Source organism: Nostoc sp. (genome assembly GCF_036917395.1).
GTDB lineage: Bacteria > Cyanobacteriota > Cyanobacteriia > Cyanobacteriales > Nostocaceae > Nostoc.
In genome coordinates this window covers 67,256-84,480 of the sequence record NZ_JBALDI010000079.1, presented here as the reverse complement: position 1 = coordinate 84,480, position 17,225 = coordinate 67,256, and the positions used below count along the sequence as shown (strand labels likewise).

The window sequence follows — 17,225 nt, the reverse complement described above, 5'->3', positions numbered from 1 at the left end:
TTAGTGTACGTACTATTATTTTACCAAGATTAATCTTTTTTAGCAATAGTTGCTTTGTATCTGTCTTAGGGAAGAACTTGAATCAACTGGGACTCTTTTACTGTACCAAGAATGCGGTGAGGTCGAGATAATTTAGGGGACTGGTCAGCATAAATCTAAGCATAGCTCAAAGCTGGTACTTGGGAAATAGAAACTACTGGTTGGGCGTGAATAGAAAGATAGAACTTAAGCAGACTTTGATTTTAGCGTCTATTTGCATAATAAAGTAGATAGGACGAGTTTGAAGATTGTACAATCAGAAAAATTCAAGAAAGCTTTTGATTTTCCTAATTAACACGATTTCTTCAGATATGGACGCGTACAATGCTAACACAGTTACAAAAAGTTTTAACAACACCTATTACTCAAAAAAACAGACAAAATAAATCTAGATTGACTGTCATCTTTTGGTACAGTCTAAGTTTAACTTTTGTTGTTGGTTATATTCTTATAGGACTGCGACAAGCTTTCACTAGTAAATATATAGTCAGCGACGATGCACGGGAATATATTTCTTGGATGTATCGTTACTTTAACCCAGATTTATTTCCTGGGGATTTAATCGCTGATTATTTTCAGTCGGTGACACCAATTGGATATGGTATTCTTTATAAAATAATTGCGGCTTTAGATATCGATCTAACTTTCTTTAGCAAAATTTTTCCAATAGTACTGGGACTAATTACAACTAGCTATTGCTTTGTAGTCTGTATGCAGATATTACCAGTGCCAATGGTGGGGTTTATCGCATCTTTACTTTTAAATCAAAGTCTTTGCCTGCATGATGATCTATTTTCTGCTACTCCTAGAGATTTTATTTATCCCCTATTTTTAGCTTTTCTATATTATTCAATCCGGTCTTCTGGGTTTGGTATATTAATTGTACTTGCGCTCCAATGTTTAATATACCCTTTAATAGGTTTTGTCGATTTATTAATTTTAGCTTTGAGATTATTTTGCTGGCAAAATGGGCAGATAACTATTTCTCAGAACCGAAAAGATTTTATTTTATTTGCAGCAGCCATTATGATTACTGGTATTGCAATCTTACCTTATGCCATTCAATCATCACAATTTGGTCCGGTAATTACTGCTGCTGTTGCCAGAACTATGCCAGACTACTGGGATGGAGGAAGAGTCAGATATTTTAGTCATAATATTATTACTTATTGGGTTGATGGTAGAGATAGCGGTTTTTTTGCTTTAATTGCACCTCCTCAACTATTATTTGGTTTATTATTACCAATTATCCTGAAATTCAAGTCTCATTTTCTCTTAACCAAGCAAATAAAAGATGAAGTCAAATTATTACCACAGGTAGTAATAGCTAGTTTAATAATGTTTTTTACTGCCCATGCCTTAGCTTTTAAACTGTACTGGCCTAGCCGTTATACTCATCATACTTTTAAAATGGTACTTGCTCTTGCAGCAGCAATCTCTATTACTTTGATTTTAGATGCTACATTTCGATGGTCGAGACAAAATGGGAAACAAATTTTAATCTTGGGGACTATTATAATCCTTGGTGCAGGACTCGTTTTGTACCCTAGCAGCTTAAAAGTTTTTCCCAAAACCCCTTATATAGAGGGTAAAGTCCCAACATTATATAATTTTTTGCAAAAGCAGCCGCAAAATATTGTCATAGCCTCTACTTCCCAAGAAGCAGATAACATACCTATCTTTGCTCAAAGAACAATTTTGGTGGGTAAAGAATATGCTTTACCGACCCATACAAAATATTACACTCAATTTCGCCAGCGGATGCTTGACCTGATTAATGCCCAATATACTGAAGATATTAACCAGATTAAAGACTTTATCCAAAAATACCACGTAACTTTTTGGCTATTAGAACGTTCTGCATTCATTCCCGAATATATAACTAAAAACACTTGGCTACAACAATATCAGCCAGCGGCACAACAAGCGAACGCAAAGCTACAAAAGGCTCTACCTGTCTTAGCTACATTAATTAACTCTTGTGCAGTTTTTGAGACTGATAATTTAGTCCTTCTCAAAACAGAATGTATCAAAGTCGTAACCAAGACTTGAACACTAACTAGATTAATCTTTTTAGCAACAGTTGCTTTGCATTGGTATTAGGGAAGAACTTGAATCAACTGATACTCTTTTACTGTACCGACAATGCGGTGAGGTCGAGATAATTTAGGGGACTGGTTAGTATAGATCCAAGCATAGCTCAAAGCTGGTACTTGAGAAATAGAGACTACTGGTTGGGGGCGAATAGAAAGATAGAAATTAAGCAGTACTTTGGTTTTAGCGTCTATTTCCACATAGTAGGTAGGATGAGTTTGGATAATTGAGGCGATCGCAGGTTGTTGTAAAAACACTTTTAAAGCAGGGTTATAGTCACTTAACAGCCCTATGCTACCTGTCGCCGCCAAAGCCAGCCAACAGGGAATTAACCAACCTGCAATCCAGTAACGGGCTGTGAGAAACTTTATGCCAAAGTGGTAACGACTAATCCACACTATAGGCAAAATTAACCAACCTAAGCCCATAGCCAAGCCAATAGTTGCATACTTGCGAATATCAGAACCACCCCAACTAAGAACGCCAATACTTGCCATAACAAGTAAAACACCTAACCCACCAAAACCATAACTGAGATTTCGGGGAAGATTCTTGATCGCAAAAAGGGATAATATATTTATTCCACGTTTTTGAAGAGGGAATTGTGAGGGAATCCCTGTCTGGTAAATATTGCCTAACCAGTTTAAACCCACAGATGCAAACAAAGCTATAAACGGATAAAGGCAAAGACTATAGTGAGGGAAACGACTGCTAAAAATACTAAGTTCACAAAATAGGACAAGTGGAAAGCCAACTAATATTAACTGGTAATGAGGAATGGGACGACGGAGAGTCGAAACTAAACCTAAAATCCCGAAAAAAGCCCAAGGAAATGCTATTAAAGGGATATTCCATATATAAAACAGCGGCCCATTATTATAATGATCCTCAGAACCTTGTCGCACAACAAACTTGAACAACTCCTCAAAACTTTGATTTCCGTAGTGCAACCAGTTTAACCACAGCCAAATACAAGTAGGGATTAAACCTACGAAAAAGCCTAAATACAAAATTGGGTTAGTAAGATGACGATGACGGCGATGTTCCCAAATTAAATAAGGGAATAAAGCTACAATAGGCAAAAAAATCATAAAGCTTCTGACTAAGAAGCCTAAACCTAAACTTAAACCAGCTATAAAACTCCAAAAATAGTGATATTTAGGATATGATTCTGTTTTTATTAAACACCAAATCGCTAAAAGTACCAAGAAGATCATTGGTACATCAGGTGTACTTAAGCGGCAGTATTGCAGCCAGAGAAATTCCACACTTAAAATTGCAGCAGCTAGCCAAGCTAATTTTTTGCCCAGCATAATTTTGCCGATTTCATACACTAGCCATAAGCTAAAAATTCCAGCAATCATACTAGGAAGACGCGCACTGGTATCACTGATCCCAAACAGCTTGTAGAAACTAGCAATTAACCAATAAGGGCCAGGGGTTTTATGATGTGCCCTTTCCCAAGGATCTATCCAATTACCAGAATCAAACATTAGACGGGCACGCGATGCGTAAAGCCCTTCATCATGTGCCATCAGACTATTGTGCCCAGAAGTAAGTAATAATAAGGGCAGTATCCAAACTAACAAACTAAAATAGGGTAATGATCGGACTAAACGGATTTGTCGCCAAATATGCTGCAAGAAGTGTAGTTTATAGAACATTGAATTGCTCAAAATTGAATGTTGCTATTTAGACGAGTTTATGTGTCCTGCTGTTATTAAAATATCTTACATAGTGATTGTGAAAAAATACCTGAAATTGCCGCATTTTTCGGAAAAAGTAATCCCAAACAGAGATTTATGCAGTTAAGACCGAATCAACGCCTGAAATTAGACGACACAGATGATAAGCTGTTCTATGCCTATCCCCGCTTCGTCACCCATGTCGATGAAGGATTTATTCAACGGCTAACGGATTTATATCGCGATCGCCTTAAACCCAACACCCGCATTTTTGATATGATGAGCAGTTGGGTGTCTCATCTGCCAGAAGAGATGCAGTTTGACCATGTGGAGGGACACGGACTCAATGGTGAGGAATTAGCACGAAATCCCCGCTTAAATCATTACTTGGTGCAAAATCTCAACGAAAATCCACAGCTACCTTTACCAGATGAGGATTTTGATGCTGTTCTCAACTGCGTATCTGTGCAGTATGTGCAATATCCAGAAGCAGTATTTTCTGAAATTTATCGCATCCTGAAACCTGGTGGTGTCGCAATTATCAGCTTTTCTAACCGGATGTTTTTTGAAAAGGCAATTCAAGCTTGGCGGGAGGCTTCAGAAGCAGAGCGGGTGGAATTAGTCAAAGCCTACTTCGCCTCAGTTCCAGGATTTACAGCCGCAGAAGTTATAACTCATAAGTCAACATTACCAAATTTATTACAGTGGTTGGGTGCAGCTGGAGGAGACCCATTTTATGCCGTCATAGCTTACCGCAGTTAAGCCAAATAATCACCATTACCACAGGGGCGTAAATCCAGCTACTATCTCAAACAATACTTGGGACAAAATCCCCTTGTTAAAGCCCCTGTACTTCACGCCCATTGCACAGGATCTAATTGATAGTAACGTTGCAGTTGCTCATAAAGTGCTGGATGCTTGGATAACAATTGGTGCGGTTTCTCAAAGAATGTCTCAGTCGCTACGGCAAAAAATTCTGCGGGATTTGTTGCGCCATAGCTATCCATTACTGTCTTTACGCCTTGCATAACATCATTACAAAGTTGCTGATATGCTTGTGTCATCACCTTCGCCCAAATAGGATAGTCTGAATTGCGTTGCAGTATCGGAACTCCTTCAGCTTTACCATCCTCTTGATCTAACTGATGGGCGAATTCATGAAGCACAACGTTACGTCCATCCCTCCAGTTATTAGTGTCTTGTTTCACCTGTTCCCAAGACAGTACTACTTGGTCATTTGTCCACGATTCCCCTAATCTTGCCACACGCCTTTCTTCAACAACATAATTTCCGATTGAAGTCGTTTCCTGAACAAAATAAGTATCGGGATACACCAGAATTGAACGAAGTCTGGGGAAGTACTGCCCACGTTCATTTAGTAGGAGTAAACAAGCGACGGATGCAAGGGTCAGTTTCATTTCCTCCGTTACCTGTAATCCTTTACAGCCAATAAATTGCTTTTCTGCTAAGAACACTTGAATATGTCCCTGAAGTCGTCTGAGTTCATTGGGAGAAAGACAAGGATAAATGGGAAGATTATTCTCAATAATGGCATTCCAAAGTGAGGGGAAAGGACGATGTTTGAGACGGTTTCTTCGCCTTTTTACTAGAATGGGATTGACTAAAATACCAGTAATAATCAGCCCAATGATCAGAAAGACAACTATTGTTTGAATCATTGAATTTTGAGCAATTTAAATACTTCCGTCGCTGGTAAGCAGAAAAATTAGATAAAATAATTATTCTGATTGTGGCTCGCTAACTAAATTAAAATGGGGGGCTTCTCTAATTTTGCCCTTGCCAACACTCTAACTATCGCCATCATTTTTAAATCCTTAGTAGATGCAATCAGAATTTATAAAAACTATACTTACTGGCACACATCACCGCTATTGGATCAGAATTATGCAAGATTGAACCTTGGTGGAAAGGGTTTTTTGAAGCCCTTGCTCAACTTTGCCAATCAGTTTGTCAAAAGCCTCTTGATCCGCTGTCAGTTGTTCTTGAATAACTTTCTGTAACTCAGGCTTTATTTGCTCACATATATCCTCGATTTTTCTGTCGCCCAAAAAACTAGAACGAATCCAACCAGGTACATCCACATTTGTCTTGATGACTTCTTGAACAGTCTTGCGATTTAGCTCCATTCCTGCTGCCATAAGCGAAGCCCCATATACTAATGCAATAGGCCAGGTTAAATGTCCAGTTAGTATTAGAGTGATGATGCTAGCCACAGCGCCTCCACCAATTATTACATTGACAATAAACGCCACTGTCTCAGCAATGATAGCATCTCCAATTCGTAGCTCTGGGTTAACAAAATTTGGGTCAATGCTATCCTCGAATCTCAAGCTGCTTCTAGGGATCTGAAACTTTCGACAGATTGGATCAGTTTGTGCAGCTAAATCAGGTTGGATTTTATTATTAAACCAAGAAGTGCATTGATTATTAATTATCTGCCCAGCGCGATCGCTTTTGAGCCACTGTTCTGCTCGACTGATCAAAGATGTTTCCAAATCTGCTAAAGTCCGTATTTTGTTTTTTTGCCAATCTTTTAAACCAGGTTTAACTGCGTTGACAATCAAGCCATCTGTCAAAGGCTTAGTTAGTGATTCAATTAACTCTGGGATATGTCTCTCAATCAAATTTTTAAGCTGATTCGAGGTAAATAGTTTGTTGACTTCTTGTTTAAAAGCAGCAGCACGCAAATCCCATCGTCCTACTCGTGCTAAACCCATTGCAATGCACCGTTCCGGCTCTGGATCAGGGCGAAGCAGCGTTTCTGGTTCAGGAAACATTTCCTGACAAAGAAAGTGCGTAAACTTCATGCGAGACGCACCGCCAGTCATCAGCACAAGTTTTGGCACAATTCCAAGTTCGTCCAGCTTTTCTTTCGCCTCGGTTAAAGAGTCACGAAACGATCGCACCCAACTATGATGCTCCAGTTCAGGTAAAGGTTGGTTTAAGATTTCCTCCATCATCAATTTATTTACTTGCGGAATAAAATAAATCTGTTCATTAATCGACTCAAAGCCACGCGCAAAGGATTCAGGATCACTGTATAGTTGTTCATTAGAAAAGTAATCTTCTTTAGCTTTGCGGCAAGCAAGTTCACAACGAGCTTGGTGATGCGGATATTCCTGAAATACTTTTTCGAGTAATGCTTTTTGCTCGTGGTTGGCGAGAGTCCGGGCAAAAATAGCTTTGTCAATTAGAGATGCACCTAAAGTATTACTCCCGAAATCTATGGGGATCTCTTCTAAGCTCTTAACCAGAGTAAAATCTGTGGTTGAAGAACCAATATCGACAATTAGCACCGATGCAACAAGTTTGTCATACTCCAGCTTCCCGGCTTCCTTGGCTTGCATAAAAGCAGCCCGCGATTCTGGTACAACATTTAGTTGGGGAATGCCGGCTTCTTGAAGTAGCTTTTGGTATTCGGTGCGATCGCTAACTGACCATCCGGAAGGGCAACCAATGTAAAAATAGCTACCTTCCCCACCTTCAAGTTGTTTGCTTTCTTTCAAAAGGCGGTAGTAGGTTGCTACAAAAGTGCTAATTGTTTCCCGATATTTAGGATCGTTGTTAGGTTTTTGCTTAAAAGAGATTGTCAGTTGGGTAACGCCAGCTTGAATTAATGCTTGTTCTCCCACAAGATAACCCAGTTTAGGATGCCAACCAAGAGCTGTAACTTGGTTCTTCTTGTTATTAATCTCCAGCATCTGCGGGGGTTCGATGCTTTCCACTATCGCTTTAGCTACAGCCGTTTCACCGTGTCCCAAATCAAAACCGATTGTTTCTAAAATTTCCATACCCTTATTGTCTATTATTCTCTAGAAGAAGAATATGCTGGCTCAATTACCCTACCGCGTCTCAGGAGGCGATCGCCTTTCAACAAAGCCGGAGTTAGAGTTACATGATCTTTGGTATCAGGGTCGATACTTGGCTCAAAGTCAAAATACTCGCGATCGCTATGAGGGTCATTTTGTCGGTAAATTTGAGCGTTAATTCCCTGAGACATTAAAATCTGTGGCAGAAGCTTCGCCAGTTCATGAGCCATTTGGGGTTTATCAAGTTTTGATGCGCCCATTAGCCTTTGCAGAAAGTTCAATAGCTCTGGCAGTTCTTCTATTGCTAAATCGCCTTCATGTTTATTCGATTCTTCTACTCTAGCCACTGCTAGGTCGATCGTGTTGAGAGCATCGCCAAGGTGATCTAGAAATACTTTGCTATCAACCCGGAGAATAGGTTGAGGTAATTCCAATAGCTCTTGAGACATAGAATGCTGGTTGTTTAAGTCGAGTTGAAGCACAACTTCTAGTCCTAAAAGTACAGAGGTTAGTAAGATAACCATCCATGCACCAGGGGTAGTTTTAGTTAAGGAGAATAACGAACCTAAAATGCCTATAGAAATTAGTCCCTGTAGCAGTTTCAGGATTAATCTGTTGGTAAAAAACTTTGTAGCTGGGTTAGTAATTTGGCTTTGCTCTATGGGAGCAAGTTGAGAATAGTTAGCCGCCGCGAGAGTGGCGATCGACTGCCGCAGCGTATCCAGGAAAAAGGAAGCCAGACGAACTTGAGCTAGATTAAGCTTTTCAATATAAATTCTTTCGAGATGATCGAGTCGGTTTTGAACCAGCTTAACTGTCTGCTCAATGTTGGTTGTGTTATCAATATCTGTCTGAAGTTGGTTGCGTTCTTCGCTAAAAAGTGAAGTTATTGTTTTCATTGCGTTGACTAAGACTTTAAGGTTACTAATAGGGGTAAAATGAGCAGTTGTTTGTTCATTTCAGACTATAAACAGATGATGACTGAATAATTTATAGTTCATAATTGATGATTCATAATTATGTTACATCAAGGATTTAAACCCCAACTAAAACAGGACTGCTTGTAGAAGCACCGCGTACAAACCCTTTTTAATTATGAATTATGAATTATGAATTAATAATTATGAATTAAGTTGATTGTAAATTACTACACTCAAAAAGGAGAAACAGAATGTTTATCTGCGTCATTGCAGACTACGGTACAGGAGATCCGGCATTTACAGAAGTCACACAACGTCTGCTGATGGCTTTTCCGGATGCCCAAATTCATTTGCTTTCGGTTCCAGCATTTAGTACCTTGGCAACGGGATTCTGGATTGCCCAACTGGGACTCAACCCAGGAAAGAGCGATCGCCTAATTTATCACAACTGTGCGCCTCGTCAAGATGATCCCGAAGCCCGGCGGGACAATGAAGGTGAAGGACTAACTTATGCGCTTTTATCCAATGGTGTAAAAGTAGTGGGTGTGAATGCGGGCTACACCCTCTCCTTCATCAAAGACTATACAAAGGAGTTGCGAGTGGTCAACGTTTCTCGTGGTGGATCGCAGTTTCGCTCACGGGATGTGTTTCCTCCGGCGGCGGCTGCCATTATGAATGAAGATTTTAGCCTTTTGGGAGATAGCCTCAAGAGTGAGCAAATCCCAGATGTTCCACCAGATCGAATTGCTTGGATTGATGGCTACGGCAACATCAAAACAACTATTGGGGCGCATACACTTAATTTGGAGCCTCAAAGCAAGATCGTGATCCGAATTGGAGATGTAGTCAGTGATGCAATCTATTCTGATGGCAGCTTCAAGGTGTCTGAAGGAACTTTAGCCTTTGCTCCTGGTAGTTCCGGTTGGTCAACAGGCGATTCCGGAGAACCATTGCGCTTTTTAGAGCTGTTTCTGCGAGGTGGAAGTGCTTGGGAGCGCTTTGGCCGTCCCCGTGTGAATCAGCAAGTAACTCGAATTGCGTGAAATCGGGTAGTTGGCTTTTGTTATTGGGATTTTTTTGACCTTGCCCAAAAATATACTGTTCAACTACCAGTTTTTCTGGATTAAATTTTCATATTTTGCATTTTGAGTAGCTTTTGCCAGACCCGTGAAAGTTACAGAAATTTTTAGAGACTAACAACTAGAAAAACTCTTTATTTGTATGCACATTGACTAACTCATCTACACGAAATTCAAGAGTGTCGAGAAAAACTCGCTCGAGCTGGTACAAAGATTCTCACTTCACTGATGCTTGCTTATAACGGGGTAGGAGCGTTGATGAACAACAATTTATTCTCAGTAGTAACTCGCACTGAAGCGACTTTAGTTGACCTGTTACGCAAAAGAGCACTACAGCAACAAAGTTAGGTAGGATATACCTTTTTAGTTAATGGAGAAGCAGAAGAAGTTAGCTTAACTTATCAAGCATTAGATCAAAAAGCGCGATCGCTTGCAGCAAAGTTACAGAGCATGAAAGCTACTGGAGAAAGAGCGTTGCTTTTATACCCTCCTGGACTGGAATTTATTACTGCTTTTTTCGGGTGTCTGTACGCAGGTGTTACTGCCGTTCCCGTATATCCACCGCGCCGCAATCAGCGCATGACAAGGTTACAAGCGATTGTGAAAGATGCCCAAGCTAGTTTAGCCCTGACAACAACATCTGTTCTTACCAATATTAAACGCAGCTTAAAACAAGAACCAGAACTAGCAGCTTTACATTACTTAACTTACTTTGATTTCTTCTCGCCTACTTACTTAGTGGTAACAATATCATAAATGATTTAGGATTCTTATAGGATGAGATAATTACTCTGTAAAACTGGAATATTAGTCACACTCCAATAACCAAAAGACTTGACCGATTTAATAATGCGATGAATCTTGCTAGTGTCACAGATAGAACAGAGGGAAGAGATTTCTAACAAATAAATTATCCAACCTTGTAGGGTGGGACGAAAAGTCCACCTTTAGCTATGGGCGGGCTTTTCCACTCACCCCACAAGAAGTAGTTGAGTATTTTTTTAATTGTCAGTCCCTAATTTATTGTGGCACTGAAAGCTCGAATGACTGTTGTTTTGAGATTTTAAGTTGGTAAGCAATCCACAATTCACTGATGCTATATAGACGATTTGGACGCACAGAATTACAGATGCCAGTGTTTTCCTGCGGTGGCATGAGATATCAGTTTAAATGGGAGGATGTTCCCAATAATGAAATTCCTGCTGATAACCAGGCGAATCTAGAAGCGACTATTAGAAGGGCAGTTGAGGTTGGGATTAATCATATTGAAACTGCTCGTGGTTATGGCAGTTCCGAAATGCAATTGGGGAGAATATTGCCCCAGTTTGCCCGCGAAAAGTTGATTGTTCAGACCAAAGTCAACCCAACAGCAGATGCGAAAGAATTCCGTGATAAATTTGAACAATCATTGAAAAATCTCCAACTAGATTATGTTGACCTTTTAGGGTTGCACGGCATCAATCATGCTGAGTCATTCGACTACAGTATCCGTCCTGGTGGCTGTTTGGAAGTAGCGCAGCAATTGCAAGCTGAGGGAAAAGTCAGATTTATTGGCTTTTCTACACACGGCCCAACAGATATGATTGTGCAGACAATTAATACCAATAAATTTGATTATGTCAATCTGCACTGGTATTACATTAATCAATGGAATTGGGAGGCAATTGAAGCAGCTAAACGCCACGATATGGGGGTGTTTATTATTAGCCCATCTGATAAAGGAGGTTTGTTATATAAACCTCCAGAAAAGTTAGTAAATCTTTGCGCCCCTTTGAGTCCAATGGTGTTTAATGATTTGTTTTGTTTGAGTCATCAAGAGGTGCATACTCTGAGTTTAGGAGCAGCAAAACCACAAGATTTTGATGAACACCTGAAAACTTTAGAATTAGTAGACCGGGCATGGTCAATTTTGCCACCAATTTTAGCAAGGTTGGAATCAGAAGCGATCGCTTCTTTGGGAGAAGATTGGGTAAAATCTTGGGAAACAAATCTACCAACCTTTGACCAAACCCCTGGTGAGGTAAACATTCGGGTGATTTTGTGGCTGCGGAATTTAGCGATCGCCTACGATCTGCTAGACTACGCTAAAATGCGCTACAACCTGCTTGGCAATGCCAGCCACTGGTTTCCTGGTAACAAAGCTGATCGGTTAGAGGAATTAGACTTGCGGCAATGTCTCGCCCGCAATCCCCACGCCCATAAAATCCCCCAAGTTTTGGAACAAGCCCATCAGTTGTTAGCGGGTGAAGCCGTCAAACGTCTATCTAAGACTTGACAAATTGCATAAATAGGGCATTGGGCATGGGAAATAGTAAACAATAATTATTAATCCCCGATCCCCAATGCCCAACACTAATCAGATTTTATCGTATCCGATGATTTATTTCCTTTCGGTACGACTAGCACCTTATCAACGCGGTTACCATCCATATCCATCACTTCAATTCGCATACTTTGCCATTCAAAATAATCTGCTGCGGCAGGAATACGACCTAAATTGGTGATCACAAAACCGCCTAAGGTTTGATAACTGCCGCGTTCCTCAGATTGCCACTCTTCCATACCGAAAAGTTCCAAAAAATCCTCTACAGGCAACATCCCATCCAAAAGCCAGGAACCATCTTCGCGTTGCACAGCTTGTGGTTGATCCTGCCCATCTGTTGAAGGAACATCACCCACGATTTCGCTCATGATATCGTTGAGAGTGACTAATCCTTGAATCACGCCGTATTCATCGACTACTAGCGCCATATGAGTGATAGTTTGCTTGAACAATTCCAAAACTTTCAAACCACGGGTGCTTTCTGGCACGAATACTGGCTGTCGCAATCCCATCGTCAAGTCTAGCGGTTCTCCTCGGAAACTCCTGGCTAATAAGTCGGTAACTGGGATAACACCCAGTACATTGTCAAGTCCCCCCTGACAAACCGGATACCGAGAATAGGCACTATCAACCATTTTTTGGCGATTTTCTTCGGCAGAGTCTTCTAAGTCCAGCCAGACAATATCGGGACGGGGTGTCATTAAGTAGCTGACAGGGCGATCGCCTAAACGAAAGACTCGCTCCACCATATCCTGTTCGGCTTCCTCAAAGGTTCCCGCCTCGGTGCCTTGCTCAATTAAGATTTTAATTTCTTCTTCGGTGACTTGCGGCTCGGTAGAAGCTGTAATTCCCAGCACTCGCAGGATCAAATCTGTAGAAGCGCTTAAGAGATAGACTACAGGAGAAGCGATCGCCGCCAAAGCTTGCATCGGAATAGCTACAATCGATGCAATCCTTTCTGGGTTATTTAATGCCAGACGCTTCGGTACCAATTCGCCAACAATGAGTGAGAAATAGGTAATGATTAAAACCACTATTCCGAAGGAAAGCGGGTCACTATAAGGTGCTAATAAGGGGACACGTTTTATATAGACTGCCACTCGGTTGGCAATTGTTGCTCCTCCAAAAGCACCAGTCAGGATACCGATTAGGGAAATACCTATTTGAACAGTTGACAGAAAATGATTTGGAGACTCAGCTAGCTTTAATGCTGCCTTTGCCTTGGGATCTCCTTGATTGGCAAGCTGTTGTAGTCTAACTTTCCGGGCTGAGACAATTGCCATCTCAGACATAGAAAACACGCCGTTGGCAATAATTAGCACCAAAATGATTAAAATTTCAAAAGTTGTGGAGGACATGTTTAAAATTGCTGCTTATCAGAGCGAACGTAGCTCAATTTTTAGTATCTAGTATTAAAGGTGCATCTATAAATGCTTTAACTGTACACAAAGTAGTAGTTATAGTTCTTATGTCTATTAGTCGCTGTGCATTATTCTTCCACCGAAAGAATAAGAAGACTGTTAACACTTTTAAAATAGTTGACATAAACTGCTTCAAGATTTTCTGACCCACAAAGACTCCCACCGCAAGTAGTACTTATGTCATTTTCTTCTATTGTGCGTGCCTTAGCGCGATCGCCCCTCACCACTGAATTTATTTCTAAGCTAAACCGACAACAAGAATTGCGGTTAAATGGCATTCCCAGGCTGCCCAAGGCTCTGGTAGCTTCGGCATTAGCACGGGCTACGGGCAAGGATTTGTTTGTAGTTTGTGCCACTCTGGAAGAAGCTGGACGCGTTTACGCGCAACTTGAGGCAATGGGATGGCAAACAGTACATTTTTACCCCACCTCCGAGGCTTCTCCCTACGAACCTTTTGACCCGGAAACTGAAATGAGTTGGGGACAAATGCAGGTACTGGCAGATTTGAGTATGGGGCATGGGGAAGAAAACCAGATTCCCAATCCCTCACAATTACCTAAGATGGCGATTGTGGCTACCCAAGGAGCGTTGCAACCCCACTTACCACCACCAACAGCTTTTCAACAATTCTGTCTTACCCTGAAGCGGGGGATGGAATTAGACTTGAATGCCTTCAGTGAGAAAATAACGATTCTGGGGTACGAACGAGTCCCTCTGGTGGAAACGGAAGGACAGTGGAGCCGGCGGGGCGATATTGTTGATGTGTTCCCAGTTTCATCTGAGTTTCCAGTCCGGCTGGAATGGTTTGGCGATGAAATCGAGCAAATGCGGGAATTTGACCCAGCAACTCAACGTTCCGCCCTAGACAAAGTTGGCCAGTTAATTCTTACCCCCACTAGCTTTTCTCCCGTGGTGATGGCGGCACTCAAGAATGGTTCTGAGTTAGGAGTTAGGAATTATGAGTTAAATTCTGAATCAGAACTTAGCACTCAGAACTCATCACTCTTGGAGGGTAGTCGTCGCTTTTTGGGGTTAGCTTTCGAGCAACCAGCATCTCTGCTAAACTACTTAGCAGAAAATACCCTGATTGCCATTGATGAGCCAGAACAGTGTCATGCTCATAGCGATCGCTGGGTGGAAAATGCTGAGGAACAGTGGGGAATGGGGAATAGGGAATGGGGAGTAAGGAATGGGGAAGAATCTACTCCCTACTCCCTACTCCCTACTCCCCTAACATTGCCGAAAATTCATCGGTCTTTTGATCAGTGTCTGGCTGACGTTGCCAAGTTTAAAACATTATATTTATCGGAACTGTCAGAGGAGAATAGTGGAATTAATCTTGCCTGCCGACCTGTTCCAGTTACGCCGCACCAGTTTGCTAAACTAGCTGAAACAATCCGTCAAGAACGCGATCGCAATTTCTCGATCTGGCTGCTTTCTGCTCAACCTTCGCGTTCTGTCTCGCTATTACAAGAACATGACTGTCCGGCTCAGTTTATCCCCAATCCCCGCGACTACCAAGCGATAGATAAGCTCCAAATTAACCATACTCCCATAGCCCTAAAATATTCTGGTCTTGCCGAACTAGAAGGTTTTATCCTGCCTACATACCGATTAGTAATCGTTACAGATCGGGAATTTTTTGGGCAGCATTCCTTGGCAACTCCGGGCTATATTCGCAAGCGCCACAAAGCTACTTCTAAACAAGTTGATCCCAATAAGCTGCGTCCAGGCGATTATGTGGTTCACAGGAATCATGGTGTTGGCAAATTTGTCAAGCTGGAAAGTTTGACGATTAATAACGAAACCCGTGATTATTTAGTGGTGCAATATGCTGACGGGTTACTCAGAGTCGCAGCCGATCAAGTAGGTGCTTTATCCCGGTTCCGCGCCGCAGGTGATAAAGCACCGGAACTCAACCGGATGACCGGTAAAGCTTGGGAAAATACCAAGAATAAAGTCCGCAAAGCGATCAAAAAGTTGGCGGTGGACTTGTTGAAACTGTATGCAGCGCGATCGCAACAACAAGGTTTTAGCTTCCCAGGCGATATGCCTTGGCAGGAAGAATTAGAAGATTCCTTCCCCTACCAACCCACAACGGATCAACTCAAAGCTGTCCAAGATGTGAAACGAGACATGGAAAGCGATCGCCCAATGGATCGCTTAGTTTGTGGCGATGTCGGTTTCGGGAAAACGGAAGTGGCGATTCGTGCTATTTTCAAAGCAGTCATCGCCGGTAAACAAGTGGCACTCCTTGCGCCAACGACTATTTTAACACAGCAGCATTACCATACACTCAAAGAACGTTTTGCTCCCTACCCGGTAAATGTCGGCTTACTCAACCGCTTTCGTTCCGCTGAAGAACGCCGCGATATTCAAAAGCGATTGGCAACGGGTGAATTAGATGTAGTAATTGGTACGCACCAACTTTTAGGTAAAGGCGTGACATTTCGGGATTTAGGACTGTTGGTAGTAGATGAAGAACAGCGGTTTGGGGTGAACCAAAAAGAGAAAATTAAAAGCCTGAAAACTCAGGTGGACGTGCTTACCCTCTCCGCCACTCCCATTCCCCGAACTTTGTATATGTCCTTGTCGGGAATTCGGGAAATGAGTTTGATTACCACGCCACCCCCAACCAGACGCCCGATCAAAACCCATCTGTCACCGATTAATTCCGAAAGTATCCGCAGTGCAATTCGTCAAGAATTAGACAGAGGTGGACAGGTGTTTTATGTAGTTCCACGAGTGGACGGAATTGAAGAGACAACAGCTAATTTACGAGAAGTGATACCGGGGGGTAGGTTTGCGATCGCTCACGGTCAAATGGATGAAAGCGAGTTAGAATCAACCATGCTCACCTTCAGTAATGGCGATGCAGATATCCTCGTTTGTACGACAATTATTGAATCTGGCTTAGATATTCCGCGAGTCAACACCATTTTGATTGAAGATGCTCACCGCTTTGGATTGGCACAGTTGTATCAATTACGCGGTCGTGTAGGACGTGCCGGTATCCAAGCTCATGCTTGGTTATTTTATCCGAAGCAACGGGCATTATCTGATGCAGCACGGCAACGATTACGAGCAATTCAGGAATTTACTCAATTAGGTTCTGGATATCAGCTAGCAATGCGCGACATGGAAATCAGGGGTGTGGGTAACTTGCTAGGTGCAGAACAATCTGGTCAAATGGATGCCATTGGCTTTGATTTATATATGGAAATGCTGGAAGAAGCAATTCGGGAAATCCGAGGTCAAGAAATTCCGAAAGTGGAGGATACCCAGATTGACCTTAACCTCACAGCATTTATCCCAGCAGATTATATTACTGATTTAGATCAAAAGATGAGCGCTTATCGGGCGGTGGCGACAGCTAAATCTAAATCAGAATTAAAGCAAATTGCTGCCGAGTGGAGCGATCGCTATGGTAGTTTACCAGTCTCTGCAAATCAACTTTTGCGAGTCATGGAACTCAAACAGCTAGCGAAAAAACTTGGATTTAGCCGGATTAAACCAGAAAACAAGCAGCACGTTGTTTTAGAAACGCCGATGGAGGAACCCGCTTGGAATTTATTGGTAGCGAATTTACCAGAAAATCTCAAGACGCGCTTTGTCTATTCTCCTGGTAAAGTGACGGTGCGCGGGTTAGGAGTTTTTAAAGCAGATCAACAATTGCAGAATTTGATTGATGCTTTCGGAAGAATGCAAGGTGCGATTCCAGAGGCGGCTGTTGTTTGATCGGTAGAAAAAGATTAGTCATCAAGTGAAAACCTATGTCATTTTGAGCAGGTGGGAATTCCAAACCCAGCCCTTTGAGACTAGTTAGTAGAATTA

The 17,225-nt window shown here is 41.8% G+C and carries 10 protein-coding genes and 1 pseudogene; 6 read left to right on the top strand and 5 right to left on the bottom strand.

Going from position 1 to position 17,225, the window contains the following annotated elements:
• Nucleotides 1-363: 363 nt before the first annotated feature.
• On the top strand, nt 364-2,091 hold the full coding sequence (locus tag V7K46_RS27715; protein ID WP_335118955.1) for a hypothetical protein: 1,728 nt from the start codon (nt 364-366) through the stop codon (nt 2,089-2,091).
• A 47-nt stretch (nt 2,092-2,138) separates the two neighbouring features.
• On the opposite strand, the gene V7K46_RS27710 is transcribed toward V7K46_RS27715, so the two are convergent.
• On the bottom strand, nt 2,139-3,797 hold the full coding sequence (locus V7K46_RS27710) for a glycosyltransferase family 39 protein (RefSeq protein WP_335118953.1): 1,659 nt from the start codon (nt 3,795-3,797) through the stop codon (nt 2,139-2,141).
• 138 nt (nt 3,798-3,935) lie between these two features.
• Here V7K46_RS27710 and V7K46_RS27705 point away from each other — a divergent pair, with 138 nt between their 5' ends.
• Nucleotides 3,936-4,580: a class I SAM-dependent methyltransferase gene (locus V7K46_RS27705; RefSeq protein ID WP_335118951.1), complete on the top strand. Its 645-nt coding sequence runs from the start codon at nt 3,936-3,938 to the stop codon at nt 4,578-4,580.
• A gap of 92 nt (nt 4,581-4,672) precedes the next feature.
• Here V7K46_RS27705 and V7K46_RS27700 read toward each other — a convergent pair whose 3' ends face one another.
• From V7K46_RS27700 to V7K46_RS27690, 3 genes are all read right to left on the bottom strand, one after another.
• A complete protein-coding gene (locus tag V7K46_RS27700; RefSeq protein WP_335118949.1) occupies nt 4,673-5,497 on the bottom strand; it encodes a zinc-dependent peptidase in 825 nt (274 codons plus the stop codon).
• A gap of 210 nt (nt 5,498-5,707) precedes the next feature.
• Complete coding sequence (locus tag V7K46_RS27695) at nt 5,708-7,630, bottom strand: Hsp70 family protein (protein WP_335118947.1); 1,923 nt, start codon at nt 7,628-7,630, stop codon at nt 5,708-5,710.
• Between the two features lie 14 nt (nt 7,631-7,644).
• Nucleotides 7,645-8,547 (bottom strand): hypothetical protein, encoded by a 903-nt coding sequence (locus V7K46_RS27690; RefSeq protein WP_335118945.1) that lies wholly within the window; start codon nt 8,545-8,547, stop codon nt 7,645-7,647.
• Nucleotides 8,548-8,819: 272 nt separating this feature from the next.
• On the opposite strand from V7K46_RS27690, the gene V7K46_RS27685 reads away from it, so the two are divergent.
• The 3 genes and pseudogenes from V7K46_RS27685 to V7K46_RS27675 all read left to right on the top strand — a co-directional run bounded on the left by V7K46_RS27685 (nt 8,820) and on the right by V7K46_RS27675 (nt 11,922).
• Entirely contained in the window at nt 8,820-9,611 is a 792-nt protein-coding gene (locus V7K46_RS27685) for an SAM hydrolase/SAM-dependent halogenase family protein (protein ID WP_335118943.1), read from the top strand.
• A gap of 408 nt (nt 9,612-10,019) precedes the next feature.
• A pseudogene (locus V7K46_RS27680) lies at nt 10,020-10,403 on the top strand (AMP-binding protein); the annotation flags it as partial.
• A gap of 337 nt (nt 10,404-10,740) precedes the next feature.
• Nucleotides 10,741-11,922, top strand: coding sequence for an aldo/keto reductase (locus V7K46_RS27675; protein WP_335118941.1), 1,182 nt, complete (start codon nt 10,741-10,743; stop codon nt 11,920-11,922).
• Between the two features lie 77 nt (nt 11,923-11,999).
• On the opposite strand, the gene V7K46_RS27670 is transcribed toward V7K46_RS27675, so the two are convergent.
• Complete coding sequence (locus V7K46_RS27670) at nt 12,000-13,328, bottom strand: hemolysin family protein (RefSeq protein ID WP_335118939.1); 1,329 nt, start codon at nt 13,326-13,328, stop codon at nt 12,000-12,002.
• Nucleotides 13,329-13,568: 240 nt separating this feature from the next.
• Here V7K46_RS27670 and mfd point away from each other — a divergent pair, with 240 nt between their 5' ends.
• Nucleotides 13,569-17,129 (top strand): transcription-repair coupling factor, encoded by a 3,561-nt coding sequence (gene mfd / locus V7K46_RS27665; RefSeq protein WP_335118937.1) that lies wholly within the window; start codon nt 13,569-13,571, stop codon nt 17,127-17,129.
• The last annotated feature ends 96 nt before the right edge of the window (nt 17,130-17,225 follow it).